At 59.5% G+C, this 26,225-nt stretch carries 27 protein-coding genes; 14 read left to right on the top strand and 13 right to left on the bottom strand.

Annotated features, from left to right (window positions below):
- Nucleotides 1–48: 48 nt before the first annotated feature.
- The 8 genes from QPL98_RS07135 (at nucleotide 49) to slmA (ending at nucleotide 6,151) form a co-directional block, all read left to right on the top strand.
- Nucleotides 49–1,392, top strand: a complete 1,344-nt coding sequence (locus QPL98_RS07135; RefSeq protein ID WP_031210318.1) for a peptidylprolyl isomerase — start codon at nucleotides 49–51, stop codon at nucleotides 1,390–1,392.
- Nucleotides 1,389–2,399, top strand: a complete 1,011-nt coding sequence (gene pdxA, locus QPL98_RS07130) for a 4-hydroxythreonine-4-phosphate dehydrogenase PdxA (protein WP_222179566.1) — start codon at nucleotides 1,389–1,391, stop codon at nucleotides 2,397–2,399. The genes QPL98_RS07135 and pdxA overlap by 4 nt, the downstream gene beginning before the upstream one ends.
- Entirely contained in the window at nucleotides 2,396–3,226 is an 831-nt protein-coding gene (gene rsmA / locus QPL98_RS07125; RefSeq protein ID WP_023009542.1) for a 16S rRNA (adenine(1518)-N(6)/adenine(1519)-N(6))-dimethyltransferase RsmA, read from the top strand. Before pdxA ends, rsmA begins: the two co-directional genes overlap by 4 nt.
- Nucleotides 3,219–4,022: a symmetrical bis(5'-nucleosyl)-tetraphosphatase gene (locus QPL98_RS07120; protein WP_199451550.1), complete on the top strand. Its 804-nt coding sequence runs from the start codon at nucleotides 3,219–3,221 to the stop codon at nucleotides 4,020–4,022. Before rsmA ends, QPL98_RS07120 begins: the two co-directional genes overlap by 8 nt.
- Nucleotides 4,009–4,407 (top strand): DUF423 domain-containing protein, encoded by a 399-nt coding sequence (locus QPL98_RS07115; protein ID WP_278351076.1) that lies wholly within the window; start codon nucleotides 4,009–4,011, stop codon nucleotides 4,405–4,407. Before QPL98_RS07120 ends, QPL98_RS07115 begins: the two co-directional genes overlap by 14 nt.
- Nucleotides 4,408–4,424: 17 nt before the next feature.
- On the top strand, nucleotides 4,425–4,625 hold the full coding sequence (gene thiS, locus QPL98_RS07110; RefSeq protein ID WP_031210319.1) for a sulfur carrier protein ThiS: 201 nt from the start codon (nucleotides 4,425–4,427) through the stop codon (nucleotides 4,623–4,625).
- A gap of 59 nt (nucleotides 4,626–4,684) precedes the next feature.
- Nucleotides 4,685–5,494, top strand: coding sequence for a thiazole synthase (locus QPL98_RS07105; RefSeq protein ID WP_199451552.1), 810 nt, complete (start codon nucleotides 4,685–4,687; stop codon nucleotides 5,492–5,494).
- 69 nt (nucleotides 5,495–5,563) lie between these two features.
- A complete protein-coding gene (slmA, locus tag QPL98_RS07100) occupies nucleotides 5,564–6,151 on the top strand; it encodes a nucleoid occlusion factor SlmA (protein ID WP_023009546.1) in 588 nt (195 codons plus the stop codon).
- 142 nt (nucleotides 6,152–6,293) lie between these two features.
- On the opposite strand, the gene QPL98_RS07095 is transcribed toward slmA, so the two are convergent.
- The 3 genes from QPL98_RS07095 to QPL98_RS07085 form a co-directional block, all read right to left on the bottom strand.
- Nucleotides 6,294–7,118, bottom strand: a complete 825-nt coding sequence (locus QPL98_RS07095; protein ID WP_303292969.1) for an inositol monophosphatase family protein — start codon at nucleotides 7,116–7,118, stop codon at nucleotides 6,294–6,296.
- Between the two features lie 52 nt (nucleotides 7,119–7,170).
- The gene (locus QPL98_RS07090; RefSeq protein WP_022993136.1) at nucleotides 7,171–8,466 is read right to left on the bottom strand and encodes a pyridoxal phosphate-dependent aminotransferase; all 1,296 of its coding nucleotides are present in this window, start codon (nucleotides 8,464–8,466) and stop codon (nucleotides 7,171–7,173) included.
- A 124-nt stretch (nucleotides 8,467–8,590) separates the two neighbouring features.
- Nucleotides 8,591–9,910: a substrate-binding domain-containing protein gene (locus tag QPL98_RS07085; protein ID WP_303292968.1), complete on the bottom strand. Its 1,320-nt coding sequence runs from the start codon at nucleotides 9,908–9,910 to the stop codon at nucleotides 8,591–8,593.
- A gap of 206 nt (nucleotides 9,911–10,116) precedes the next feature.
- Between QPL98_RS07085 and QPL98_RS07080 the strand changes: the two genes are divergently transcribed.
- Entirely contained in the window at nucleotides 10,117–10,776 is a 660-nt protein-coding gene (locus QPL98_RS07080; protein WP_303292967.1) for a response regulator transcription factor, read from the top strand.
- On the opposite strand, the gene QPL98_RS07075 is transcribed toward QPL98_RS07080, so the two are convergent.
- From QPL98_RS07075 to QPL98_RS07055, 5 genes are all read right to left on the bottom strand, one after another.
- A complete protein-coding gene (locus QPL98_RS07075) occupies nucleotides 10,709–12,091 on the bottom strand; it encodes a sensor histidine kinase KdpD (RefSeq protein ID WP_303292966.1) in 1,383 nt (460 codons plus the stop codon). The two genes, QPL98_RS07080 and QPL98_RS07075, sit on opposite strands and share 68 nt — an antisense overlap.
- A 79-nt stretch (nucleotides 12,092–12,170) precedes the next feature.
- Nucleotides 12,171–13,253 carry a lipase secretion chaperone gene (locus QPL98_RS07070; RefSeq protein WP_303292965.1) on the bottom strand — a complete coding sequence of 361 codons (1,083 nt, stop codon included), beginning with the start codon at nucleotides 13,251–13,253 and terminating at the stop codon, nucleotides 12,171–12,173.
- A gap of 7 nt (nucleotides 13,254–13,260) precedes the next feature.
- Nucleotides 13,261–14,187: a triacylglycerol lipase gene (locus QPL98_RS07065; RefSeq protein ID WP_222179560.1), complete on the bottom strand. Its 927-nt coding sequence runs from the start codon at nucleotides 14,185–14,187 to the stop codon at nucleotides 13,261–13,263.
- Nucleotides 14,188–14,298: 111 nt separating this feature from the next.
- A complete protein-coding gene (locus QPL98_RS07060; RefSeq protein ID WP_023009553.1) occupies nucleotides 14,299–14,610 on the bottom strand; it encodes a DUF3301 domain-containing protein in 312 nt (103 codons plus the stop codon).
- Between the two features lie 69 nt (nucleotides 14,611–14,679).
- On the bottom strand, nucleotides 14,680–15,027 hold the full coding sequence (locus tag QPL98_RS07055; protein ID WP_303292964.1) for a hypothetical protein: 348 nt from the start codon (nucleotides 15,025–15,027) through the stop codon (nucleotides 14,680–14,682).
- Between QPL98_RS07055 and QPL98_RS07050 the strand changes: the two genes are divergently transcribed.
- A complete protein-coding gene (locus QPL98_RS07050) occupies nucleotides 15,022–15,270 on the top strand; it encodes an EAL domain-containing protein (protein WP_303292963.1) in 249 nt (82 codons plus the stop codon). The genes QPL98_RS07055 and QPL98_RS07050 overlap by 6 nt on opposite strands.
- Nucleotides 15,271–15,388: 118 nt before the next feature.
- The gene (locus tag QPL98_RS07045; RefSeq protein WP_303292962.1) at nucleotides 15,389–16,354 is read left to right on the top strand and encodes a helix-turn-helix domain-containing protein; all 966 of its coding nucleotides are present in this window, start codon (nucleotides 15,389–15,391) and stop codon (nucleotides 16,352–16,354) included.
- Nucleotides 16,355–16,407: 53 nt separating this feature from the next.
- Here the strand turns inward: QPL98_RS07045 and QPL98_RS07040 are convergent, their stop codons facing one another.
- Nucleotides 16,408–19,497: an efflux RND transporter permease subunit gene (locus tag QPL98_RS07040; protein WP_303292961.1), complete on the bottom strand. Its 3,090-nt coding sequence runs from the start codon at nucleotides 19,495–19,497 to the stop codon at nucleotides 16,408–16,410.
- Nucleotides 19,497–20,594, bottom strand: a complete 1,098-nt coding sequence (locus QPL98_RS07035) for an efflux RND transporter periplasmic adaptor subunit (protein ID WP_022993128.1) — start codon at nucleotides 20,592–20,594, stop codon at nucleotides 19,497–19,499. Before QPL98_RS07035 ends, QPL98_RS07040 begins: the two co-directional genes overlap by 1 nt.
- A gap of 285 nt (nucleotides 20,595–20,879) precedes the next feature.
- Between QPL98_RS07035 and QPL98_RS07030 the strand changes: the two genes are divergently transcribed.
- Nucleotides 20,880–21,386, top strand: coding sequence for a DnaJ domain-containing protein (locus QPL98_RS07030; protein WP_183577329.1), 507 nt, complete (start codon nucleotides 20,880–20,882; stop codon nucleotides 21,384–21,386).
- Here QPL98_RS07030 and QPL98_RS07025 read toward each other — a convergent pair whose 3' ends face one another.
- Nucleotides 21,387–22,181 carry a secretin N-terminal domain-containing protein gene (locus QPL98_RS07025; protein WP_199453995.1) on the bottom strand — a complete coding sequence of 265 codons (795 nt, stop codon included), beginning with the start codon at nucleotides 22,179–22,181 and terminating at the stop codon, nucleotides 21,387–21,389.
- A gap of 365 nt (nucleotides 22,182–22,546) precedes the next feature.
- On the opposite strand from QPL98_RS07025, the gene QPL98_RS07020 reads away from it, so the two are divergent.
- Complete coding sequence (locus QPL98_RS07020; RefSeq protein WP_199453997.1) at nucleotides 22,547–23,599, top strand: 3-deoxy-7-phosphoheptulonate synthase; 1,053 nt, start codon at nucleotides 22,547–22,549, stop codon at nucleotides 23,597–23,599.
- On the opposite strand, the gene QPL98_RS07015 is transcribed toward QPL98_RS07020, so the two are convergent.
- A complete protein-coding gene (locus tag QPL98_RS07015) occupies nucleotides 23,544–24,215 on the bottom strand; it encodes a LysE family translocator (protein ID WP_011786900.1) in 672 nt (223 codons plus the stop codon). The genes QPL98_RS07020 and QPL98_RS07015 overlap by 56 nt on opposite strands.
- A 181-nt stretch (nucleotides 24,216–24,396) precedes the next feature.
- Here QPL98_RS07015 and QPL98_RS07010 point away from each other — a divergent pair, with 181 nt between their 5' ends.
- Complete coding sequence (locus tag QPL98_RS07010) at nucleotides 24,397–25,836, top strand: dihydrolipoyl dehydrogenase (protein WP_153740193.1); 1,440 nt, start codon at nucleotides 24,397–24,399, stop codon at nucleotides 25,834–25,836.
- Nucleotides 25,837–25,869: 33 nt separating this feature from the next.
- Here QPL98_RS07010 and QPL98_RS07005 read toward each other — a convergent pair whose 3' ends face one another.
- A complete protein-coding gene (locus tag QPL98_RS07005) occupies nucleotides 25,870–26,136 on the bottom strand; it encodes a DUF2061 domain-containing protein (protein ID WP_153740192.1) in 267 nt (88 codons plus the stop codon).
- Between the last annotated feature and the right edge of the window lie 89 nt (nucleotides 26,137–26,225).

The raw sequence follows: 26,225 nt of genomic DNA, 5'->3' as shown, positions 1-26,225 counted from the left end.
GCAGGCCGACCCGGCTGCGATCACGATTTTACAAACCAAGAGGTGATTATGAAGGCGACTGTCCGCCACGGACTGACAATTCTGCTGACACTGGCCATGGTGGTGTTGTCAGTGACTGCTCAGGCCGAACGAAAACTGCTGGACCGTGTGGTTGCGATCGTGGATGACGAGGTGATCCTCCAGAGTGAGCTGGACGCCCGTATCAATACCATTGTCGGTCGCCTGAGCGCGCAGGGCACTGGTCTGCCGCCCCGGGAACTGCTTGAGCAGCGGGTACTGGACCAACTGATTCAGGAATCCCTGCAGCTGCAGATGGCCGACCAGATGGGCATGCGCATCAGCGACAACGAGCTGAACGAGACCCTGGCCAATATTGCCCGCAGCAACGGCATGACCCTGGCCGAATTCGAAGGCCAGCTGGCGGAAGAAGGGGTGACCTATCAGCAGGCCCGGGAGCAGATCCGCAATGAAATGCTGACCAGCCGGGTGCAGCAGCGTCGCGTAGGTAACCGGGTACGCGTTACCGACCGGGAAGTGGAAAACTATCTCCAGGCCCAGCAAGCCAACGGCAGTACCGATGCCGAATACCGTCTGGCCTATATCTTTATCGAAGTTGACGACCCGGCCAGCGAAGCGTCGGTGGATGAGGCCCGGGAGACAGCACAGGCCTTGCGCCAGCAGATTGCCAACGGTCGGGACTTCCGGGAAGTAGCGGTTGCCGAATCCGATGCCAGCAACGCCCTGGAAGGGGGCGACATGGGCTGGCGATCTGAAAGCCAGTTGCCCTCACTGGTCGCACCGGTGGTACCGGATCTGGAAGTTGGTGAGCCTTCGCAGGTGCTGGAAAACAACAGTGGTTTTCATCTGGTGATGGTGATGGACAAGCGCGGCGGTGAGCAGCAGCAATTCATCCAGCAGCACCGGGTCCGGCATATCTTGGTACGGCCTTCCGAAGCGGTGACCGATGTGCAGGCGGAGCAGCGCATTCGCGAGATCTACCAGCAGTTGCAGGATGGCGCCGACTTTGCCGATCTGGCCCGTGAACGCTCGGACGATCCGGTCTCCGGCTCGGACGGGGGTAATCTGGGCTGGGTAAGCCCGGGCCAGATGGTGCCCGCTTTTGAAGAAGCCATGAATCAGGCGCAGGTGGGCGAATATTTCGGGCCTTTCCGGTCCCAGTTTGGCTGGCACATCCTGCAGGTGGAGGAGCGCCGGCGCCAGGACGTGACCGAACAGAATCGCGAGTCCCAGGCTCGTCAGGCCATCTACATGCGGAAATTCGAGCTGGAATTGCAGAACTGGCTGCGTGAGATTCGGGACGAAGCCTTTGTTGAGTTCAAGGGTGAATATGCCGATATGAACCCGGAGAGCGAGGAAGCAGACCCGTCATGAGCACACCGGTGATCCTGGCACTCACTGCCGGCGAACCGGCCGGTATCGGCCCGGAACTGTGCCTGCAACTGGCAACCGGGAGCCGGGACGCCGGCCTGGTGGTGATTGCCAGCCGCGAACTGCTACGGGACAGGGCCAGCCAGCTCGGACTCCAGGTTGAGCTGCATGACTGGCAACCAGGTGTGGCGGCAGCAACCCGGGCGGGTCATTTGTCGGTACGGCATGTTGAAGGTTGTGGTTCCACGGTGGCCGGCCGGCTTGATCAGGGTAACAGTCAGTACGTGCTGGACACCCTGACCATCGCCGCCCGGGGTTGCCTGAATGGCGATTTCGACGGCATGGTGACTGCACCTGTGCACAAGGGCGTTATCAACGAAGCCGGCATCGTCTTCAGTGGCCACACCGAATTCCTGCAGGAGCTGTGTGGCGTAGAACGGGTGGTGATGATGCTGGCCACGGAAGAACTCCGGGTGGCATTGGTAACCACCCACTTACCCCTGAAAGACGTTTCTGCGGCCATTACACCGGACCGGCTGACTCAGGTGACGCGTATTCTGAACGCGGACCTGAAAGCCTTTTTTGGTATTGATCAGCCGCGCATTCTGGTGGCTGGCCTGAATCCCCACGCCGGTGAAGGGGGCCATCTGGGCCGGGAAGAAATCGAGGTGATTGAGCCGACCCTCGAACAGCTGCGGGCCGAGGGAATTCAACTGACCGGGCCGTTGCCGGCAGACACCCTGTTCACCCCGCACTGGCTCGACAATGCCGATGCGGTACTGGCCATGTATCACGATCAGGGTCTGCCGGTACTTAAATTCCAGGGCTTTGGCCGGGCCGTTAATATCACGCTGGGCTTGCCCATTGTCCGTACCTCGGTTGACCATGGCACTGCCCTGGACCTGGCTGGTACCGGCAAGGCCGATGCTGGCAGCCTGCATACCGCTATCCGTGTGGGCGAGCAGATGGCCCGCTGCCGTAAAGCCGCACGGGCCGGAGAACTCTCATGAGCAACAAACACGGGCATCAGGCCCGTAAACGGTTTGGTCAGAACTTCCTGCATGATCCGGGCGTGATAGAACGCATCGTGCGCGCGATCAATCCCAAGCCGGAAGACTCGATTGTTGAAATCGGCCCCGGTCTGGGGGCTATTACCGAAGAAATCCTGGCCATCAATCCTCGTTTGCAGGTGGTCGAGCTGGACCGTGACCTGATTCCGGTGCTGCGCACCAAGTTCTTCAACTACCCGGAATTCCGGATACACGAGGCCGACGCCCTCAGTTTCGATTTCAGCCAGTTAGTGAGTGACCGGCCTCTGCGCATTGTCGGCAACCTGCCCTATAACATCTCCACCCCGCTGATTTTTCATCTGCTGTCCCAGAGCGGTGTGGTGCAGGACATGCACTTCATGTTGCAGAAAGAAGTGGTGCAGCGGCTGGCGGCGGTACCGGGTGACAACAATTACGGCCGCCTGGGTATCATGGCCCAGTATTTCTGCAAGGTGCAGCCGCTGTTTGAAGTAGGCCCTGGCGCTTTCCGCCCGGCCCCGAAAGTGGACTCCGCCATTGTCCGCCTGGTGCCCCACAAGGAACTGCCCTATCCCGCGAAAGACCTGAAAACGCTGCAGGCAGTGGTGCGCACCGCCTTCAATGCCCGCCGCAAAACCCTGCGCAAGGCGCTGGCGGCGATGGTAACCGTGGAACAGCTGCAGTCCCTTGGCATCAACGATGGCCTGCGCCCGGAAAATCTGGGCCTGGCCGACTATGTCAGGATTGCGGATTTGCTGGCAGACACTGGTAAGCTGCCGGCAGAGGACAACGAGGTAAGTGATGACTGACTACGCCATTGGCGATATTCAGGGTTGCTACGACCGCCTGCGGGACGTGCTGGCAAAAGTCGATTTTTCGCCCTCCCGTGATCGGCTCTGGGTGGCCGGTGATCTGATTAACCGCGGGCCGTCATCGCTGGAAACCCTGCGCTACATCGAAAGCCTGGGCGATGCCGCTGTGGTGGTATTGGGCAACCACGACCTGCACCTGCTGGCAGTCGCGCTTGGCGGCCACAGCCCGAAGCGCAAGGATACCCTGCATGACATTCTGGACGCACCCGATCACGACCGGCTGATCCAGTGGCTGCGCCAGCAGCATCTTTGCGTGCACGACGCCGGCCGAAACCTGGTGATGGCCCATGCTGGCCTGCCGCACATCTGGAGTGTGGAGCAGGCCGTGGCCTGTGCTCGGGAAGTGGAAGCAGTGATCCGGGGCGACCAGGCGGGCGAATATTTCAGCCAAATGTATGGCAATCAGCCTGAAGCCTGGTGTGATACCCTCACCGGTATGGATCGCTGGCGAGTGATTACCAACTATTTTACCCGCATGCGCTTTATTGCCAGCGATGGCCGTCTGGAGCTGGCCACCAAAGAGTCGGCCGATCGGGCGCCTGAGGGCTTTGCCCCCTGGTTTACCTATCCCCGTCAGGACGATGTGAAAGTGGTGTTTGGCCACTGGGCTGCCCTGGAAGGCAACACCGGCAGCGACCGGTTTATCGGGCTGGACACCGGCTGTGTATGGGGCGGAGCCCTGACCATGATGAATCTCGATACCGGAGAGAAAATTCACTGTGATTGCGGCTGACCCCGGAGCCCGGATTGTACGCTGGGCACTTGTCGCCGGTGCAGTCGCCGGCCTGCTGGCCGTTATGGCCGGCGCTTTCGGTGCTCATGGTCTGCGCCATGTGGTGTCTGAACGCGGCCTTGAGGTGTTCCAGACGGCTGTCAGCTACCAGATGTACCATGCCCTGGCCTTGCTGGCCGGGAGCCTGATGCCGGCGCTGGGCCTGCCGCGAAAGCTGCTGACCCTGGCCTGTGGCTTCTGGCTTGCCGGTATGCTGTTGTTCAGTGGCAGTCTCTACCTGCTGGCTCTGACAGGAATCCATTGGCTGGGCCCGGTGACACCGGTGGGCGGCGTCTGTTTTATGGTGGGCTGGGCGTTGCTCATTGTCGCAGCCCTGAAGAAGTAACGGAGGCAATGGTAAGCATGTTGGTACAGGTGAATGGCGAGGCAATGGAACTTCCGAGCGGAGCGACCATTGCCGCCCTGATAGAACAACTCACCCTGACCGGAAAGCGCCTGGCGGTGGAGGTAAACGAAGACATTGTGCCCCGCAGCCAGCACCCGCAGTTCACCCTGAATGAGGGTGACCGGGTGGAAGTGGTCCACGCCATCGGTGGCGGTTGATACCTCACCAGAGCCAGGCTTTTCCCGCTCTTACTTTATCCAGATAACTCAGGCAGGTTATGACAGAGACACCAGAAATTCAGCTCCCCGAAGACAAACCCCTGGAAATCGCCGGCAAGGTGTATCAGTCCCGCTTGCTGGTGGGCACGGGCAAATACCACGACCTGATGGAAACCGGCCACGCCATCGAGGCCAGCGGCGCCGAGATCGTGACTGTGGCGGTACGCCGTACCAACCTGGGCCAGAACCCGGATGAACCCAATCTGCTGGACGTGATTTCCCCGGAAAGCTACACCATCCTGCCCAATACCGCCGGCTGCTACACCGCCAAAGATGCGGTCCGCACCTGCAAGCTGGCCCGGGAACTGCTGGATGGGCACGATCTGGTCAAACTGGAAGTGCTGGGCGAACACAAGACCCTGTACCCCAACATGCCGGAAACCCTGGTCGCGGCCGAAGAGCTGATCAAGGATGGCTTCAAGGTGATGGTGTACTGCTCGGACGACCCTCTGCTGGCCATGCGCCTGGAAGAAATGGGCTGCGTGGCCATCATGCCTCTGGGGGCGCCGATTGGCTCCGGCCTGGGTATCCAGAACCGCTACAACATCCGGCTGATTGTCGAGAACGCCAAGGTGCCGGTGCTGGTGGATGCGGGTGTTGGTACGGCCTCGGATGCCACTATCGCCATGGAGCTGGGCTGTGACGGCGTGCTGATGAACACCGCTATCGCCCAGGCCAAAGACCCGATCAGAATGGCTAATGCCATGCGCCTGGCCATCGAATCCGGCCGTGAAGCCTACCTGTCCGGTCGTATGCCCAAGAAGCTGTATGCCAGTGCCTCGTCACCGATCGACGGCACTTTTTTCTGAAAAGTCCCTCCCTTGAAGGGGAGGGCATATAAAACCAAAACCAGAATTTCAGAGCGCTGTAGTCCTGTCATGACCAACCAGAAACCCAGTCGCCGGGAGTCTATTCTCCAGGCGCTAGTCGAGCTGTTGCAAAGCGATCCCGGTGCCCGAATCACCACGGCCGGCCTGGCCAAAACCGTGGGCGTTACCGAAGCGGCCCTGTACCGGCATTTTCCCAGCAAGCGCAAAATGTTCGAGGCGCTGATCGAATTTGCCGAGGAGGCGGTGTTTTCCCGTTGCCAGGTGATTCTGCAGGAACAGGAGGACGTGCGCGTGCGCCTGCAGCAGCTGTCGCATCTGGTGCTGGTGTTTGCCGAGCGTAATCCTGGCCTGTGTTGCGTGCTGACTGGCGATGCGCTGATGGGGGAGGATGAATCCCTGAGAAAGCGGGCATCCCAGTTCTTTGAACGGCTGGAAACCCAGATTCGCCAGACCCTGAAAGAAGGCGAAATCCGCCAGGGACTGCGGCCCAGAACCACGGCTGCCCGTGGTGCGGACTTTGTCATGGTGTTCGTGGAAGGCCGGATTCAGCGCTTTGTACGGTCTTCGTTTTCGCGCTTGCCGACGAGTGATTTCGACGAGGCCTGGGGGCTGGTGTCTGAGGCGGTCTGGGGTTGAGCCGTGGAGTTTCGTTCACCTAGCCTTCCAGTGGACTGCCTGTTGTGACTGGGGTTTACCCTCGTAGCGGTTTCGGGAAAGGGATCCCAGCCCATGCCTAACTCCAAAATATCAGGCTAGGTGTTGGCGATATTATCCAACCTTACTCGTATCCGGAAGCAGTCCGCAGAATTGAGCGCACTGGCGCCCACACGGCCGGCGCCGAGATGAGAATATCCCGTCCATAGAGATCCGCCGGATAGCCTTCCGGTACTTCCCCAAAATGGCCTACCGTAGCGCCGGCTTCTTTGGCGATCAGGCGGGCGGCGGCGAAGTCCCAGGGGCTGACGTTTTCGTAGTAGATGTCCAGCCGGCCACAGGCCACCCAGCAGATATCCAGAGCGGCCGATCCGATCCGGCGCAGGTCTCGGCACTGATGAATCATGGCGTCCAGTCGGCGTACCAGTGGCTCCAGGTTGTCCTTGGTGTACGGAAAACCGGTGGCGAACAGCGATTGCCTGGGCTTGGTCGCTCCGCTGTGGCGGATTGGCTGGTTGTTCAGGGTTGCGCCTTCGCTTTCGGTAGCCCGGAAGGTCTCGCCGGGAAACGGCGCGTGCACAACGCCCACCCGCACTTTGCCCTTCTCGGCGTAGGCGATGGACACCGCAACCTGGGGATGGCCGTAAGCGTAGTTCACCGTGCCGTCGATGGGATCGACTATCCACAATGGCGTTTCCAGCTCTTCCGCCTGGGACAGATCCGGCATGGTTTCCTCAGAGAGGATGCGGTGGTGGGGGAAGCGTTCGCGGATGGTGCCGGTGATGAACTCGTCGGCCATCACGTCGGCGTGGGTGACCAGTTCGGTCTGGTGTTTGTAGTCGGTGCGCAGGGTGTTTTCTTCCCGCTCGTGGCGGATCAATTCGCCGGCTTCGCGGGCCAGGGCTTCGGTGAAATCGGCGATTTCCTGGAGAGAAACTGAGTCAGACATGGCACCCCCGCGGTTTCTGAAACTGTGAGGGTGCCAGTCTAGCACGGCAGGCTTACAGGCTGTTCAGCCACTTCTCCATTTTATCCATGGCCAGCACCAGTCTTGGGCAGGCCTGCTGGATATAGCTGTCATCCAGCTCCTGGTCGGCGTAATCGCCACCGGCCAGGTTCAGGGCCGCGGCACCGTCGAAATCTACAAACGCCAGGCGGGCGCCCAGGTGATCCGGCACGAAGCCGAAATCACTGGAGGGTAGGATGGCGACGCCGGTATTCTCCAGCAGGGCGGTGCAGAAGGCCTGGGAAGTCTTGATGTCCTTGCGGGCCAATTGGTCGCGGAAACCGGAGAAGTCCGGGAACAGGTAGAACGCACCTTCGGGCTTCTGAACCACAGCGCCCATGTCGGTCAGACGGCGATGCATGTATTCACCCACCACTTTCAGCACCCGGCGCGACTGAACCAGATATTCCTCAATATCCTCACCACCATTGAAAGCAGCAATGGCAGCGTGCTGGATGGGGGCGCTGGTCGCCGTGTAGGTTTCGCTGGCGATGATCGCCATGGCGTCCTGCAGTGGCCTCAGCTCGGGCGGGAAGATAAAGGTACCCAGGCGCCAGCCGCCGGCGCCGGCCCACTTGGACAGGCCGGTGCTGATGATGGTGCCTTCCGGGTAGTAGCGGGCAATGGACTTGTGCTTGCCCTCAAAGTGCACTTCTCCGTAGATCTCGTCTGAGAGCAGGATCAGCTTGTACTTGCGGGCCACGTTGGCGATGGCCAGCAGCTGATCGTCGGTGTAGGTGCATCCGGTCGGGTTGGACGGGTAGTTGAGAATCAGGATACGCGGGCGTGACGGGTCGTCCCGGCAGATGATGTCCAGTTCCTCGGCGGTCAGCTGCCAATTGTTCTCGGCGTGGGTCGGCAGCCAGTGTACCGAACGGCCGATGATGCGGGCCTGGGGCGCATAAGACACCCAGCTCGGGCGCGGTATCAGCAGGTCGCCGTAGTAGGCCAGCTGCAGCATGAACAGCAGCTCTTTGGAGCCCGGGCCGATCAGCACGTCTTCCCAGGTACAGCGCATGCGCTCGCTGCGGTTGATGTAGCCGGCGATGGCTTCACGCAGGCCCTTCAGACCTTTGACCGGCAGATAATCTTTTTCGTGGGCGTGCTCCTTGAGGGCGTCGACCACGCGATCCGGTACCGGGAACGGCGACTGCCCCAGCCCCAGTTTGATGATGTCCTTGCCTTCGGAACGGAGCTGGTTACTGAGCTCGTTGATGCGCAGGGTTGCGGAGGGCTGGATGCCCCGTACGTTCAGGTTAATCGCGTAACGGTGGTCGTTTTTGATGTCCATTGTCCCGGTCTGTTGGTTGGAGGGTGACAACGGCAGTATAGGAAACCCAAACATATCTGTGACGGGGGTGCGGATAGGGGATTGCCGAAGTCTGCAGGCAGACTTTGGTCGAATCCCCGGCTGGTCAGGGGTTCTTGATCCAGACTTCTACCCGGCCATTGCGCTGGTTTCCCTTGCCGCCAACGGGCATATAGTGGCCATAACCTGTGTAGGCGACGTTCGCCACACCTGCCTGGCCCAGTGCCTTGCGCACCGACAGTGCTCTCAGCTCGGAAATCATCTGGGCCCGAAGCTCGTGGCTCTGGGCATCAGCGAATCCGATGAGCAGCAGATCATCGGATTCGCGATTGTGCTGTTGCAGGTAATGCTTCACCCGTAGCAGATCCCGCTGGGCCTTGTTGTCGAGCTTGGTGCGGCCTTCGGCAAAGCGGAAATTGACGGTCAGGCGCTGGTAATTGCTGGTCAGTCGCCGGAAGCTCTCTGGTACGGAGGTGTCGAATTCCGGTTTTACCGCGATCGGATTCTGGGAAATAAATCCGGATTCGGCCACCAGGTTCTGGCCGTCCTCATCCAGGGCGTAGTTGATCAAGCCTTTGGCAAAGACCGGCGTTTTCTCCCCCATGGTGTACATGAACAGTCGGCGGGACAACGGATAGTCTTCGCTGGCAACCGTGAGCTGATTCGGTTTCAGGGCCGGGGCATTGCCCTCGGAAATCGCCAGCAGTTTGCTGTTGCGAACCGAGGCCAGACCGGAGAAGCCGATACCGCCGGGATCCCGGGACACGTCATCGGACAGCTGATCGTTGGATTCGTAGCGTTTGGCGGATTCGTCCAGGCGGTAGCTTTTACCCAGAACCAGGGATTTGAAGGTATCCCAGGTGCCGGAACGATCATCCCGGGCGTAGAGCCGTATTGGCCGCTCCGGTCCGCCAAGTTCTGACCAGTTACGAATCTGGCCAGCGAAAATGCGCCCGAGCGTATCGATACTCATGGCATTGACAGGGTTGTTGGGGTGCACCAGTACGGCAAGGCCATCAATAGCGATGACATGTTCACTTTCAAGGGCCGTCAGGTCGGCCTTCTGGCGAACCTGTTCCGCCTCAGCGGCTTTGACCGGTCGGGAGGATGCCCAGATCTGCGCCTGACCGCTGGCCAGGGTGCGGAAGCCGGTGCTGGAGCCGTGGGCGGCCACCAGAACACTGATGGGACCCTGTTCGGTCTCGGTCAGCAGAATCTGCTCGTTCTCGGTGCCCGTGGCCCGGCGACTGACCGACCCATGACCCTGCTGTGCCAGATAGCCGCTTACCAGCATGGGTGCCAGTGTGGCGCCGACGGTGTTGGAGCCGTGAATTTCCAGCTCATGGGCGTTGGCGCTGGCACAGAGACTGGCGCTTGCAAGCAGTGCCAGCCAGTGGCCGGCGGTCTTCCTTGTGAAATCAGGCATCGTGTTGAAAACCTTTTCAGATCAGATGGTTGTGATGCCGGAAGGATGCTTCAGAAATATGACATTTATGTTTCAGGCAAGATCAGATGGCGCGAAAGGTTCAATACTTTTGTAAGAAAGTGTTAAGCAGGCCGCTGAGGCGCCGGGCTTGCTGGCTTATAGTGGGGTGTCCGCAGTAACAAAAACAAACACAGCGGGGCACTATCATGCATTTGACATCGCTCCGGCAAGGCTCATCTTCGGCAGAACATCATCGAACCACAGCCTTTGAGAAGGTTTTGCTGGTCGATGACCACGCCCTGTTTGCTCAGGCGCTGGCGGGCCTGATCCGGCAGGAGGAACTGGCGCTCTCGGTGGTCACAGTTGGCACACTGGAGGCCGCGGCCGAGCATCTGGTGCATGGCGCCGGGGTCGATCTGGTATTGCTGGATCTGGCGCTTAACGGCGAAGCCGGCCTGTCCTTGCTGCCGCGCCTGGCCGGATTGAAAAACACTCCGCCGGTAGTGATCATTTCCAGCAGTGAGGACGAAAGCACCGTCCGGGCCGTGCGAACGGCCGGGGCGGCTGGATTCCTGGCCAAATCGGCCGGGCGTGCGGCGTTGGTTCGTATGATGCAATCGGTACGACGGGGACAGGGCTATTTCCCCGGGGGCATGGCGCCCCTGGTTTCGGAAGCCCCGTTAACGCCGCGTCAGCTCGAAGTGCTGACGCTTCTCGCCCAGGGGTTTCCCAACAAACGCATCTGCCAGAGCCTGGGCCTGACCGAACACACGGTCAAAACTCACCTGAAAGCGATCTTCACCCACCTGGGGGTACACAATCGGACCGAATGCGTGAATCGGGCCCGGGCCCTGGGCTGGTTGTAACGGCAACCGGCAGTGCCACCCAGAATATGGCGCCCTGGCCCGAAGACGATTCGGTTCCACATTGCCCGCCCATGAGCCGGGAGAACTCGCGCACGATGGTCAGACCCAGCCCGAGCCCCGCCTGGTGGCCGGCACCGGCACGAATGTAGGGGTCGAAGACCTGTGTGTGCAGGCTTTCCGGCAGCCCGCACCCATCATCGCACACCCGGATGCGGGCCCAGTTCCCGGTGGTGACCGTGCGGATCTGAATGCGCCGGCCACCACTGTGGTCGGCGGCATTGACGACCAGATTCTGCAACACTCTCAACAGCAGGCTGGGATCGGCGGACAGGGCCAACCCAGGCTCTGCAGGGACAATGTCGAGGCTGATTCCGCGCCTGGAAAGGGTATCCGACAGCAGATCCTGAAGTTCCTGCAACGTATGGTTCAGCCGCACAGGCTGTATCTCGGGCTGAATCATTCCCTCATTCAGTCGGGCGCTGTCGAACACCGTGCCCAGCAGATTGCGGAGCTGGCCTACGGTATCCCGAAGCTGATTCAGAACCTCAGGGTGTTCGCGCTCAGGTTGCAGTGTTTCCAGAGTCAGGTCGATGACATTCAGGGGCTGGCGAAGATCGTGGCTGGCCGCGGTAATCAGCTCGGTTTTCCGACGGCTTTCGTCCCTGGCGGACTGGTGTAACAGATCCAGTAACTGGCGGTCGAGAAAGTGGGCCCGGTGACGGTACTCGCTGATCCAGGCGCCCACCATACCGATGACATTCGCCGTCATCAGAAAAAACAGATTGGTGAGGGTGGCTGTGGCGGGGTTGCCGGCCCAGAGCTCGGCCAGCAGGTAGGCCCACACCAGAACAAAGGACGCTACCGAGGCGGAAAAAAACGGCAGTCCCATGGCAAAGTACCCGAACATCAGCATGAGTATCATGCCCTCATAAGGCAGAGGGTAGCTGTGCCAGCGGGCGGCCAGGATAATGGCAATGACGCTCAGGCCTCCGGCGATATAGGCAAACACATACAGCCGCTCGAAGTGGTGGTCGTCGGGGGTTTCCCGGTGGGCTAGCCAGAGAATCACGGCGATGACCGGGCAGGTAATGGACAGTCTGATTCCGGCCGTGAGACGGGCCAGTTCGGCTGGCAGGGTCATCAGGTCCACCAGGGCGTACACCAGAAAGAGCAGCAGACCAGCGATGGACGCCAGTCTCGCCCGTTGGCGGATTAACGCAGAACGCGCTTTGCGGTAGTCGGCTTCCAGTGCCGGCACAAAACGCAGGGTCAGGAATCCTCTGGCCTGTTGCTGTTGGATTTGTTCGGCCGTCATGGTCGGGATATCCACGGAACACAAGCTCCGATTCTAGAACGCTCTGGCTCAGGATTTCGGGAGCCAGAGCACAGAGTGGTCAGCTTTGGTTCAGCATTCTGAGTCGGGCCCAGGTTCGGCTCTGTTCATCGGGGAAGTATTGCTCCAGCAGGGCATCTTTGTGTTTCTGGCGGTCTGCTCCGGCCAGGCCTTCCAGATCTTCGGCATCGAAGGCCTGCTCGAACTCGGAAAACTGCTGGTCAAAACTTTCACGCTGTTTGAGGTAGCTGACGACACCCTCGGCACTTTCCGGGTCCATGCCCAGCTCCAGCAGTTTCTGGCCGGCCGCTTCCGGTGATTCGGTGCTCTCCAGGGCAGACAGTCGGGCCTGATGCTCGCGGGTTTCGCTGTGCAGCCGTTGCTCGGTTGCCCGAAGCGACTCCGGCAGCTGTTTTCGGTGCCATTCAATCAGTGCCTGTTTGCCCTGATCAGACAGGTCTTCTCTTTGCTGAATGCTCATGGCCGCCAGGGTGTATTCGCTGTAGGCCTCTTCCTCGCCGAAAAACGCCTGGTGTGCGTCCGGGCTGAAGGTTGAACGGCGCAGTTGTTTCAGGTTGCCCAGGGCGTCGCCGAGGGCCGTCAGTTGATAGCCTGGGTCATGCTGCCGGCTCGGGTCCAGTTCCGTCTGCATCAGCTGTAACGCAGCCTGCTTGTAAGCCAGGTACTGGTCGAGCAGAACCAGGGCATCGCTGGCGGCGGGTTCCGGCAAATAGTTGCGGGCCAATGAACGGATCTGACCGATGGCGGCCTCCGGTGAGACTTCGCCTACGGCGCTCAGAAAGTAATCGAAGAAGTCCCGGACACCAAGGTCCAGAATCAGCTGGCCGTTGCTGTCAGCCTTGAGGGCGCCGTCGATATCTGTGCCGGCAAGGGAGCGGGCGAAGCTCGGATCCGGAAGTGCAGTGGGTGTCCGGTGTGGCGGCTCCGCGGTTGACGGAACGGAGTCTGGTGTCTCGGTGACTGCCGGTGGCGTGAGTGCAGGTGCACTGGCAAAGGTCTCCGCCGGGTCTGGCCTGGGTTCTGAATCTGGTGCCTGCCAGTACCAGAAGCCGCTGCTGGCCATAATGGCCAGCAGGGCAACGGGAAGCAGCCACCGCAGTTTCCGGGTGGACTGGTGCTTCATAACGACCTCACAGACCGCGGTTTTTCAGACGGTTGGCCTGGCTGCGGTAGAGTGAGACCGGGTTGGTCCAGAGAGAACGGGCGCCCAGCAGATGGTTGATGGCATCGACGTGGTTCATGTCGTAGTGGGTGCCGATGACATTGCCCATCATGGTGGCGCAGACGCCGACCAGACCATCATTGGGCTCGCTGCCAAAGGCCAGGGAGGTCACGCCCAGGAACGGATCGGTAATGTCGAACACGTTGGTCCATACGGCGCGTCCGGTCCAGGAGAAAAACTTGATCTTCTGGCCGCTGATCCAGACATCTTCGCTGGTACCCGCGCAGGCATTACGATTAACCCCTTTCCAACCCAGGGCGTTGTTCAGGCTGGTGGTGCCCGGAGTGGTCAGGGTTTCCAGGGCGGCAATACCATCCTGGGGGTTGCTGGCTCCGGACAGGGCATTAATCAGCCCGCCCAGGGCGTTGGCAATGGCGTCGGCGCCCCCTTCAACATAGCTGCCGGGAGGGATGATGCCCCGGATAACGTCAGCGACTTTGGAGCCTTTGTTCACGCCGTCAATCGACGTGACCGACGCGATCTTGTGGGGAATCAGGGCCGCTGCCACCCGGGAGGTGGGGGCACCCTGACTGTGCGCCATCAGATTGACCTTGCTGTGGCCCAGGCTGTTGACGTAATTGGCCAGTTGCTGGCCACGCTGTTCGCTGCTGTTCACGAAGGACACGCTGGCGGTATAGACCTTTGCGCCACTGCGTTCAAGGTTCCAGGGAATGGTGTGGAAGTAGTTGATCAGACCGCCAAGAGTGTTGAAGCCGGTTACACCGTGTACCAGCACAATCGGATGACGGGTCTGGGTGTAGCTGGCGTGGCTCAGTACCGAGAACACCAGCATGAGAATTCCGGCCACAAGCCGGATGGGCATGGCAAAACGCATAGATGACTCCTGTTGTTTTTGTTGGTTGTCGACATGCAACAGGGAGTATCACGGACGAACACAGGTGCCGGTAATCGCCCATTTGGGTGAGGCGGCTCCAGTGACAGTCGGTCAGAATCGGTGCGGTTCAAGTTCGGTGTGGATGATGCTCTGGCCAAGCATGATGATACGGCCGGTGTAACGCTCTTCGCCGGTGGTGGTGAAGTCGAACAGGAAACGCCGCCACACTCGCAGTTTTCCGTTCTGATCGCGCTTGAACCAGAGTCCGCGAAGATAAACGGCGTCGTCCAGCAGCATTACGTCCATGGATTTGCAGTACCGGTGAGCAGCCTGCAAGACAAAGTCTTTGATGGCTTTGGCTCGCCACCAGTACCAGATGGCGAAACCGGCGACAAACAGCCAGAAGAGGGTTGCTAGGGTCAAGGCACGGATAATCCTGTTGGTGATTGCGACAGGGGTGGAGGCTCCACCCCGGCGAACCGCCAGACTACCCTATTGTGCCGGCTCGGGAAATCGCCGGGTCGATGCCTGGGCGCCCTTGTTGGGGAGTTTGCCGCACAGCATCTGCAGGAAATGACTGGTCAGCAACTGCGCCTGGTCAACATTGGATCCCAGTTGCTCGGACTCCTGGCGGGCGCTTTCGCTACTCTGAACCGATTGATTGCCCAGGTGCAGCAGATGTTCGGCCTGGCGTTCCCGGACGCTCTGGGCCAGTTCTTCAAAGGCCCGGGTGATCCGCTCAATATCGCTTTGCTGGCTGCGGATACTCGCTACCGAACTGGAAACCCACTCCATGGTGCGCTGCTTGCGGCCATGCAGTTTGCCGATGTTGGCGTGCATGCGCTACCTGTGAATGTGCTCAAGATCGATCAGCAGTTTGTTCAGCGGCTGGGGCAAGATGGCAGGGATTCGCGGATTGTATCCGCCATTCTGGCCATCGCGGAGGCGCTGAGACTGGAGGTGGTAGCGGAGGGGATCGAGACCGAGATTCAGAAGCGCAAGCTCCAGGAATTGAACTGTCACCGTGGCCAAGGCTATCTGATGGCCCGGCCATCCCCCCTGAATCAGCTGCAACTGGATTGATGAACATCAATTAACCGGCAAACTCCGTCCCGTTTCTCGCCTTTTTGCAAGATTTGGCTAGGGGTTTGCGGCTTGCTGGCTTAAAACATCAGGCTCACTCACTGCCTGTTCACGCTGTATGCGCAATCTCACTGCCAAACCGGATCTGGATGCCTACCTTCGACTCAATCGCGCTGCAGCCAGCGAATGGCAGGCGGCTATCCGTGAGTTGCTGGCCTGCGATGACGTTGGTCTCACTCTTGAGCGGCCGCAAACGGTTGCTGGCTCGCTGTCTTCCCTGAGTGTTGACCGTGGGGTCGTGTGTGCCCTGGATCTGGCCCAGGATGCCGAGGTGCATCTGTGCGGACTGCCCGGGACATTGCTGGTGGTGCCGGTATCGGGGCAGTGCGATGTATTGGTGAATAGCGATTGCAGGCAGCCGGCTTTCCCGATGGCCGCTATCACCTCCAGCCAGGCAATTTCCGTGCGCGCCTGCGGGCAGTCCCGGCTGATTTTGTTAAACCCGGAACAATGGTGCGGCAGCGCCAGGCCAGGGCAGGGGGTGTTAGCCTGGATGGCGGAACGGGTGAATCACTTTCTGTTGCGCTCCAACTTCTTCCAGGATCACAACGATGCCTGCGCTGCTGCCGATAGCCTGTTTGACGAACTGGACAACATCGCCCGAGAGGGTGGTTGTGAACCCAGCGAAACGCCCCCAGAGCTCGATCGCCGGCTTCTCCGGGTTATCGACAAAATCCGCATGGAGCCCGCCTGGGAGTTTGATTTGCAGGAACTGGCCAATCATTCCGGGGTTAGCGAGCGCAATCTGTATTATCTGATGAAGCGGGAAACCGGCATGACCCCCTACCGTTTCTACCAGCGCTGTCGGTTGATCCGGGTTCGGCGCAGGCTGGTGGATTGCCAGTGTGATGTGCCCCATATTTCCTGGTACGCCGCCGATGAGGGATTTTCACATCTGGGGCGGTTTGCTGCGCTGTATCGCGAACACTTCGGTGAGTTGCCCAGTGAGACCGTCCAGTGGCGCCGCCATCTGCAGACGGGAGAGGCAGCGTTGGAAGCGCCGGACAGGATCGTTGCTTCCTGACAAAAAAGCCCGACATGATGCCATGCCGGGCTTTTTTGTGTTGCTGTGCGGGGTTAGTGGTTGCCCGCCGGCACCTGTGACGACTCTTCGTCGTTGCCGTATTCATCGGCTGCCGAGCCATGGTGGTCACGGGCCAGCAGAATGTAGAATGCCGGCAGTACAAACACCGTGAACAAGGTACCAATGCCCAGGCCAGCACTGATGGTCAGGCCGATAGCGAACCGGCTTTCCGCACCCGGGCCGATGGCAATCAGCAGAGGCACCATGGCGAAGATCAATGCCAGAGAGGTCATGATAATCGGGCGCAAGCGGATAGCCGCCGCCTCGATGACTGCATCGACCTTGTTCAAGCCCCTCTCTTTCTGCAACTGATTGGCGAATTCCACAATCAGGATACCGTTCTTGGAGACCACCCCGATCAGCGTAATCAGCCCCACCTGTGTGTAGATGTTCATGGTGGCAAAGCCCAGTACGATGAACGCCATGGCCCCGGCTACCGACATGGGAACCGATACCAGAATGATGATCGGGTCGCGCCAGCTTTCAAACTGCGCGGCCAGGACTAGATAGATCACCAGCAATGACAGGAAGAAGGTCACCATCAGAGCGCTGCCCTGGGTGGCCAATTGGCGGGTTTCCCCGGTGTAGTCGTAGCTGAAACCCTGAGGGAAGACGTCGCTGGCGGTTTGCTCCATAAACTCCATGGCGGTGCCTGCCGCCACGCCCGGCATCACCACGCCCTCCAGGGTCAGCGAGTTTTGCTGGTTGAACTGAGTGCGGTTCGACGGCTCCACTTCCTCGGTAAAGCTCACGACGCTGGACAGCGGCACCAGTTCGCCGTTGCCGGCACGGATGTAGTAGTCCTGCAGGGCTTCCTTGCTCGGGCGGAACTGATCATCCACCTGCGGAATCACTTGGTACGAACGGCCTTCCATGTTGAAGCGGTTGATGTAGCCGCCACTGAGCATGCTGGCCAGGGACTGCCCAACATCCTGCATTGACAGGCCCAGATCGGCCACGCGATCACGATCAACATTAATGCGGGTAACCGGCTTGTCGAAGTTGATGGACTTCTTCAGGAACATGAAGTTACCGCTCTGCATGGCCTTGCCCAGGATTTCATCCGCCACCTGGTCCAGCTGTTCATAGCTGCCGCCGGTGGTGATGACAAACTGGAACGGCAGGCCGCCGCCGGAGCCGGGCAGGGACGGCCGGGGGAATACCGCGGTCTGCAGCCCGGTGACCTTTTTCAGTTCAGCATCCAGCTTGGGCTGAACCTCGAACTGGGTAATCTCCCGCTCGCTCCAGGGCGCCAGCTTGAAGCCACCGAAGACGGCGTTGGGGCTGGTGATGCCCAGAATCATGAAGTCTTCGCTGTAACCCGGCACCTCAGACATCCGGTTCTGCACTTCCTGACCGTGGTCGTACAGGTAGTCCAGGGTGGAGGTCTCGGGCCCCAGGCCTTGATAGAACAGGATGCCCTGGTCTTCGGTGGGGGCCAGTTCGTTCTGACTCATCATCAACATGAAGTAGATGGATCCAAGTACCACAAAGGCGAAGAACACCACGACGGACTTGGTTTGCATCAATGACGCCAGCGCTGCCTTGTAACCGTTTGCCAGACCGTTGAAGCTCTTTTCGACAACCTTTTCAAAGCGGCCCGGGTCGCCGTGGGGTTTGAGTACCTTGGCAGACAGCATGGGTGACAGGGTCAGTGCAACAATACCGGAAATGACCACGGTGCCGGCCAGGGTGAAGGCAAACTCGGTAAACAGTGAGCCTACGAGACCTCCCATAAAGCCGATGGGCGCATAAACCGCAACCAGGGTGGTGGTCATGGCGATGATTGGGGTCGCCATTTCCCGGGCACCGTTGATGGCAGCATCGAACCGGGATTCGCCCTGTTCAATATGCCGGTGCACGTTTTCCACCATGATGATGGCATCATCTACCACCAGGCCGATGGCCAGCACCATAGACAGGAGCGTCAGCAGGTTCAGGGAGAAGCCGAACATCAGCATGACAAAGGCGCCACCGATCAGGGACAGCGGAACCGCTACAGATGGCACCACTGAGGCTCGAACCGAACCCAGGCACAGGAAAACCACCACCAGTACGATGATCATGGCTTCCAGCAAGGTCTGGATAACCTCGTTGATGGAATCGTCGATAAAGTCGGAAGCGTCGTAGGCCAGGCGCACATTCAGGCCGCTGGGTAACTGACTCTCGATATCCGGCAGTTCTGCCTTGACCAGTTCAGCCACCGTCAGCGGGTTGGCTCCTGGTGCCAGCTCAATGGCCACATAGGTGGCTGGTTGGCCTTTGTACAGCGCCAGGCTGTCGTAGGTCTGGGAGCCCAGCTCCACCCGGGCAATGTCCTGCAGGCGGATCAGAGTGCCGTTTGACTGTTTAACCACCAGGTTCCGGAAGGCGTCCGGGTCGGCGATGTCGGTGTCGCTGGTCAGGCTGACCTCGGTGTACTTGCCGCGGGTCTTACCCACCGCGGCCTGATAGTTGTTGGCCCGCAATTTGGCAGCCACCTCGACCGGGGTCATATCCACGGCGGCGAGACGCTCCGGGTCCAGCCAGATACGCAGGGCAAACGTCCGGCCCAGCAGTTCAGCCTTGCCCACGCCGGCCAGCGCCTGCAGCTTGGGCTGCACCACCCGGGTCAGATAATCGGTAATCTGGGGGACATCCAGCTCGGTGCTGTAAAAGGCAATGTACATCAGTGCCGTGCTGTCGCCGGTTGTAGAGGTAATCACCGGGTCCTCGGCTTCCGCCGGTAACACGTTGCGCTGGCTGGCCACCTTGGCCTGGATCTCTGCCAGGGCATCGTTGGCGTCGTAGTTCAGGATCATCTTGGCCTGAATGGTCGATACGCTCTGGGAACTGGTGGACGTCAGGTAATCAATGCCGCTGGCTTCCGCAATGGCCTGCTGCAGCGGAGTCGTGATAAAGCCCTTGATCAGGTCCGAACTGGCGCCGGGGTAAGCCGTGGAGACGGTCACCGTGGTGCTTTCCAGCTCCGGATACTGCCGGATTTCCATCTCCATGGCGGCCCGCGCGCCGATCAACAGGATCAGCAGGCTGACCACCGTGGCGAGAACCGGCCGGTGGACAAAAATGTCGGTGAATTTCATTACTCAGACGCCTCCTGGCCGGACTCGTCCTGGATTTCAACACGCTGGCCCGCGCGCAGCCTCAGCAGGCCCTTGGCGACGACCGTTTCGCCTTCTTCCAGACCGGAAAGCACGGCTGAGCGGCCATCACGGACTTCGCCCGTGGTGACGGTGCGGCGGCTGACAATCAGTTCACCGTTGTCGTTTTCTTCAACCACATACACGAAATTGCCGTAGGTGTTGTAGGAAATGGCGGTGCGCGGCAGGGTAACCACTTCATTGTCCCGGGGCTGACCGGTCTGAATGGTGGCAAACATGCCGGGGCGCAGCAGGTTTTCTTCATTATCCAGGGTGGCGCGTATACGCACGGTACGGGTTTCCGGGTTTACCGAGGTGTTGATAGCGCTCACCTCACCCTCGAAGGACTGGTCCGGCACAGCAGCGACCGTCACGGATACCGGGTAGCCCTGATCCACGTCCGGCAGAAATTTCTCGGACAGGGTGTAGTCCACATAGATAGGGTTCAGCATGTTGATCTCGACGATCGGTGTGCCGGTGGCAACGTACTGACCCTGATCCACCATGCGGATACCCAGCTTGCCGTCGAAGGGCGCGCGAATCACCTTCTTGTTGAGCTGAGCTTCGGCCTCGTTGACACGGGCTCGGGCGGCATCGAAATTGGCCTTGGCCTCATCATACTGGGACTGAGACACGGCCCGCTTCGGCAGCAGATCCGAAACCCGCTTGAATTCCTGTTCTGCCAGTTGGGCTTCTGCCCGCCGTGTGCGCAGCGCTGCTTCGTCGATGGCGGCATCCAGGCGCACCAGAACATCGCCCTTGTTGACGGTATCGCCGGACTCAAAGCCAATGCTCTCAATCACACCGGGCACTTCGTTGGCCACTTCGATGCCGTTGATAGCAGTGATGCTGCCGACAGCCTTGATCGCCGGCTGCCAGTTTTCGGTAGTTGCTTTGGTCACAGAAATGATGGCTGGCGGCTGTGGCTGGGACATCATTTCTTTCATCTGGCCGAACTGGTAGAACTTGTAACCAAAGATTCCACCCAGCACGACGCCGAGAAAAAGGAGAACGATGACGAAACGGGAAGCAGTGCGCATAAGTCTGTTCCTGGGAGTGAATTTCCTGAATCTGATAAAGTCGCCCGGAAGGGAAGGCTGACAGCTGTCCTTGCAAATCAGGGCACGGGGACAATGTAATAGAGCATCAGTTCAATTTAACGAATAGGATGCTACAAAAGCTGTTTCTATTTGTCACCCGTTTGCATTCAACAAACAGTATAAATACTGCGGACAGGTTACGCTGGTGTGTCCGGGGTGGATTATAGTATCCGGGCGTATTTCGGACTCCCGCTTTTCGACAGCAGGAATACAGGACTAACATCGATGCAACTGATTCTCGGCCTGGCCCTGGCTGCCGCTGTATTTGTGATCCTGAAAAAATGGGGCGCGCTGTCGCCGGAAGGGCAGAAGGCGGCAATCTGGAAAGTCATTCTGGTGGCTGGCGGTGCGCTGTTGCTGTTCATGGTGCTGACGGGCCGGGTGCATGTGATCACGGCCGGTATTGCCGCTCTTATTCCCCTGTTGAGAAAGGTGCCGGCACTACTGCGTTATGCGCCGATGTTTCGCAAGGCCATGGGCGATTCATCCGGTAATGACTCGACGCGCCATGCAAATGCCGGGGGCGATCGGGCTGCCACCCGGGGGCCAATGAGCACGCAGGAAGCCTGCGATATTCTGGGAGTTAACCCCGGTTGCTCCCGTGAGGAGGTGACCGCTGCCCACCGCAAACTGATGTTGAAGGTGCACCCGGACCGCGGCGGCAACGATTACCTGGCCGCCAAGCTCAATGAGGCCCGAGATGTCTTGCTGGGCAAGCGTAATCAGGCCTGATCAGGGCAGAATTTCCACTTTGACGTCGATGGACAGGTTTTCTGCACGCTTGCCGTTCACACGGTAGGTGATGCCTTGCTGCTCCTGATTCATGGAGGTGCGAGTTCCTCCGAGGCTGACCCATTGGCCCGGCTCGACCCGCCGGATGGTCATCAGGGCTTCGGTTTCGTAGCCGGGCAGTGCGGCGGGGTCTTCCTCAAAGGACACGATACTCAGCTCTACCGCCTGGCTCGAGATGGCCTGGGGGCTTACGACAAAGCCGCTTCGGGTTTCGACCTGCTGCAGTATGGCGGCGGGGTTGCGCCCACCCTTAACGGCAAATGGCAAGGTTCGCACATTGCCGGAGGTAATGTGGGCTGACTGGCCATCCTGCACGATCAACTGACGTTCACGGGTTGAATTGGTGCTGATGGTGCGGCGTTCGACGCTGGCGCCGGCCGAGCCGTTCGAGAGGCTGACGCCGCCTCCGGATTGTTTGCCGCCGATGTCCTGACGGTAGCGTACGCTGATCCTCATCTGTACCGGCGGCACATCCATCGATTGCACCAGTGTTCCGATTTCGTCCAGCAGTGCGGGTTCGCCACGGACCACCAGTTGTTGTCCGCGTGCCGTCACCGTAACCGGCGACTGTTGGTAAAGTTCGCGAATCTGTAGCGCAATGTCGTCGGCCGTTCGGTTGTTCAGCTCATAGACCCTGGCTTCTGATTGTGCCCAAACGACGGTGGAAGCCGTTAACATCGCAAGAAACAGGGCAGGTATCAGCCAGAGAACGGAGCGGTGCTCGGTGTTTCGCATGCAGGCCTCCAGAGCCATGACGGCCATGCCCGCATTAAATAATCCGTTTTGCGGGTTGCCATCGTTAAAACCGTAGGTATATAGTGAAAAGCATGAAGACCTTACACGCAGCCTGTCAATTGAATGTTCTGAAAGCTTTCGGTGAAAAACTGAAGGCCGCAGGCTCTGCTGTGTATTTTTGGTGGTTTGGTTATGGCTTTTATTTTAGCCAGAGCCCGGGCCGCCCATAAGATCTTCATCGACCGAATACAACGAGGAAGGCAGCCCGGCAAGCAACCCAGGCTGCCACCGGACTCCGAAAAGCCCCGACTGGTAGCCCAGCCGGGGCTTTTTTGATTCTGACACAGGGAAACGGGAACACAGACATGAACATGCCGCTGAAATCTGAAACACTGGATGCGCAAGCCTCAAGCGCCTGCCAGCACCGCCAGGAAGCGAGACTGCCTACCGCCGCCGAGTTGCGCCAGCAGTTTCCTGCCGATGAGCAACAGGTGCGGGCCATTGCCGGTTACCGTGATCAGATCCGCGCCGTGCTGCACGGTCAGGACGACCGCACCCTGATCGTGATGGGCCCCTGCTCCATTCACGACGAGCAGGCTGCCCTGGATTACGCCACCCGCCTGAAAGTACTGTCAGACGAAGTCAGTGACCGTTTCCTGATTGTCATGCGCGCCTACCTGGAGAAACCCCGTACCACGGTGGGCTGGAAAGGCCTTCTGTACGATCCGGAACGCACCGGTCAGGGCGATCTGAAACAGGGCCTGGAGCGTTCTCGCAAGTTGTTGCTGGCGTTGTCCGAGCTCGGCCTGCCGCTCGCCACCGAAGCCCTGAGCCCGTTCATGATGGATTACCTGGGGGACCTGGTAAGCTGGACCGCGATCGGCGCCCGTACCACCGAATCCCAGATTCACCGGGAAATGGTCAGCGGCCTGCCCATGCCTACCGGGTTCAAGAACGGCACCGATGGTGGCATTACCGTGGCCAGCCACGCCATGAAGTCGGCCTCGCACCCGCACCACCACATGGGGATCTCCCATAGCGGCGCACCGGTGATGATTTCCACCGCCGGCAATCCGGATACTCATCTGGTTCTGCGCGGTGGCCGGGGTGTGACCAACTACGATGAACTGAGCATTGCCAAAGCGGTGGCAGAGCTGGAAAAAGCCGGCGTATCAACGGCGGTGATGGTGGACTGCAGCCATGATAACGCCTGCAAGCAGGCTGAGCGGCAGGTGGACATCGCCCGGGAAGTGATGGCGCAGAAGCGTAACGGCAATCGGCACATCAAGGGCCTGATGCTGGAAAGCTTCCTGGAATTCGGCCGCCAGGACGACGGCAAAGAGCTGGTCTACGGGTGCTCGATTACCGATCCATGCCTGGGCTGGGAACAGACGGAGACTCTGATCCGCTCACTGTAGACAGCAGCAGTTGCCCGGCCAGCAATACCAGAATGCCCCCCATGGTCCGGTCGAGCCAGTGTCCGAACCGGTTGAACCCCCGGCGGACACGGGGGTGGGTAAAGAACACCGCTACCATGGCAAACCACAGGCCGGTGGCCAGGGCCATATAGATGCCGTATCCGGCCTGCAGCAGAACCGGCGTGCCTGGATTGATGATGACGGAGAACAGGGACACGAAAAACAGGGTGGCCTTGGGATTGAGGGCGTTGGTTAAAAAACCGAGCCGGAACGCCGCCCAGCCAGTCTGGGCCTGCCCGCCGTTCGCTTGCACGTGAATGGCTCCGGGTTTGGCCCGCAGGCAGTGCCAGGCGATATAGAGCAGATACACGGCCCCAATCACTTTCAGCACGGTAAACAGCATTACCGATTGCTGGATGATCAGCCCGATACCCAGCAGCGAATAGCCCACATGCAGCAGAATGCCGATGCCAATGCCCATGGCGGTCAGCAGGGCATTGCGCCGGGCCTGGGTCAGTGCCTGGCGCAGCATGACTGCAAAATCCGGCCCGGGGCTGGCCACCGCCAAAAGGTGCACCAGGGCAACGGTCAGAAACTCCAGCCAGTAATTCTGCACATTCATTCTCCCGCGTGTTTGCAATTGTGCTTGGGTTGTTGCGCCTGCAGCCAGTAACCACAGGGATTTTTTCTGTGATTCCCCTGTCAGCGGATAATAAGCTTTCTATACTTTACCGAAAGGCTCCTTAAGTTTAATAGCCCAAACCACCTGAAATTTCAGTCAGTCTCCAGGAGGCAGGATGGACAAGCGAGAAGTGGATGTAGCGGTTATCGGTGCGGGTACGGCGGGAATGGTCGCCTATCAGCGCGCCCGCAGGGCCACCGACCGGATTGTGTTGATTGAGGGTGATCAATACGGCACCACCTGTGCCCGGGTAGGGTGCATGCCCAGCAAGTTGCTGATTGCCGCCGCGGAAAGGGCCCATCAGGTGAGGCAGGCGGAAGCGTTCGGTGTGCTTCCGGGCGATGTGCGCATTGATGGTCCGGCTGTGATGGCGCGAGTGCGTGAAGAGCGCGATCGCTTTGTGGCACCGGTGGTGCGGTCCATGGAATCGCTGCCGCAGGAACACCGGTTGATGGGGCATGCCCGATTTGTTGACAGTCATCGTCTTGTCGTGGGTGATCATACCGAGGTCACCGCGGGCCGGATTGTTATTGCCACCGGCTCCCGCCCCAACATCCCGGGCATTCTGAAAGAAGCGAAAGACCGACTGGTGGTCAACGATGACGTGTTCGACTGGCGGGATCTGCCGTCTTCGGTGGCGGTGTTCGGCCCGGGAGTGATTGGGGTCGAATTAGGTCAGGCATTGAGCCGGCTGGGCGTAAAGGTCCGCATGTTTGGCGTCAGCGGCGGCATTGGCGGTATTCAGGATGAGAAGGTGAGGGAGTATGCGCTGGACACCTTCCGTGAAGAGTTTGCCATCAGCCCGAAAGCCGATACCCGGCGTGTTGAACGCATCGAGGAGGGGGTTCGCATCAGCTGGAGCGAGGGCGGCAAGGAGCATCAGCAAACCTTTGATTATCTGTTGGCAGCCACCGGGCGGAGACCCAACATTGATCACCTGGATATCCAGAATGCCGGCATCGAACTGGATGAACGGGGCATGCCGGAGTTTGACCCCTTCACCCTGCGCTGCGGTGACAGCCATATCTTCATTGCCGGTGATGTGAACAACGACCGCCCCCTGCTGCACGAGGCGGCAGACGAAGGCCGGATTGCCGGCGACAATGCAGGGGCCTGGCCGGAAGTCCGAACCGGCCGCAGAAAAACTCCCATGGCGGTGGTGTTCACCGAGCCCCAGATTGCCTCGGTGGGGCTGAACATTCATCAGGTGGATGAGCGTTGCCAGGGCTGCTTTGCGGTTGGTGAGGTGTCGTTTGAGGATCAGGGTCGCAGCAAGGTTATTGGCAAGAATCGGGGGCTGCTCCGGGTCTACGGCGAGCACGGCAGCGGCCTGTTCATGGGGGCCCAGATGTTCGGGCCTGCTGCAGAGCACCTTGCCCACTTGCTGGCGTGGTGCGTGCAAAAGCGAATGACCGTGAGCGAAATGCTGGAGATGCCGTTCTACCATCCGGTGATTGAGGAGGGGCTGCGAACCGCAATAAAAGACCTGAGCAAGAAACTCCGGATAGGCCCTGAGCCAGGGGAGGGTTGCATGGATTGCGGGCCGGGTGTGTAGCTTTACCCTCCGTCTTTGACAGAGGGCAAGTCATTAAAGCGTGTTTTGCGCTAGATTCATGGCATTGGCGGTTGTATTCCGCTGATGCCGTGCCCATATCTTCTCATGGAAGAAGTAAGCAACGGTGTTAATGGCCGGTTCGACCATCGCGATCAGGCTGCCGATCAGAATGTCCCCGGTCAGCAGGAACGCGACGGTAAAAGCCACCGTAAAGTGGGTAATCGCGAAGGTGATCGTTTTCAGAAACGACGGGTCGCCCTTCGAGCTGTGATTGTGAACAAACAGTTTCAGGGTACTCATGGAATCAACTCCGCGTGATGAATGCCTATAACCCCATTTAAGGACAAACGAGAATTGTTTCCAAATAGAAAGTGACATTTTTCTCGATA

The sequence above is a fragment of the Marinobacter sp. ST-43 genome, from assembly GCF_030541085.1.
Lineage (GTDB): Bacteria > Pseudomonadota > Gammaproteobacteria > Pseudomonadales > Oleiphilaceae > Marinobacter > Marinobacter nauticus.
Note: the sequence above shows the minus strand (reverse complement) of the source record. Positions and strands in the feature narration are given on the sequence as shown.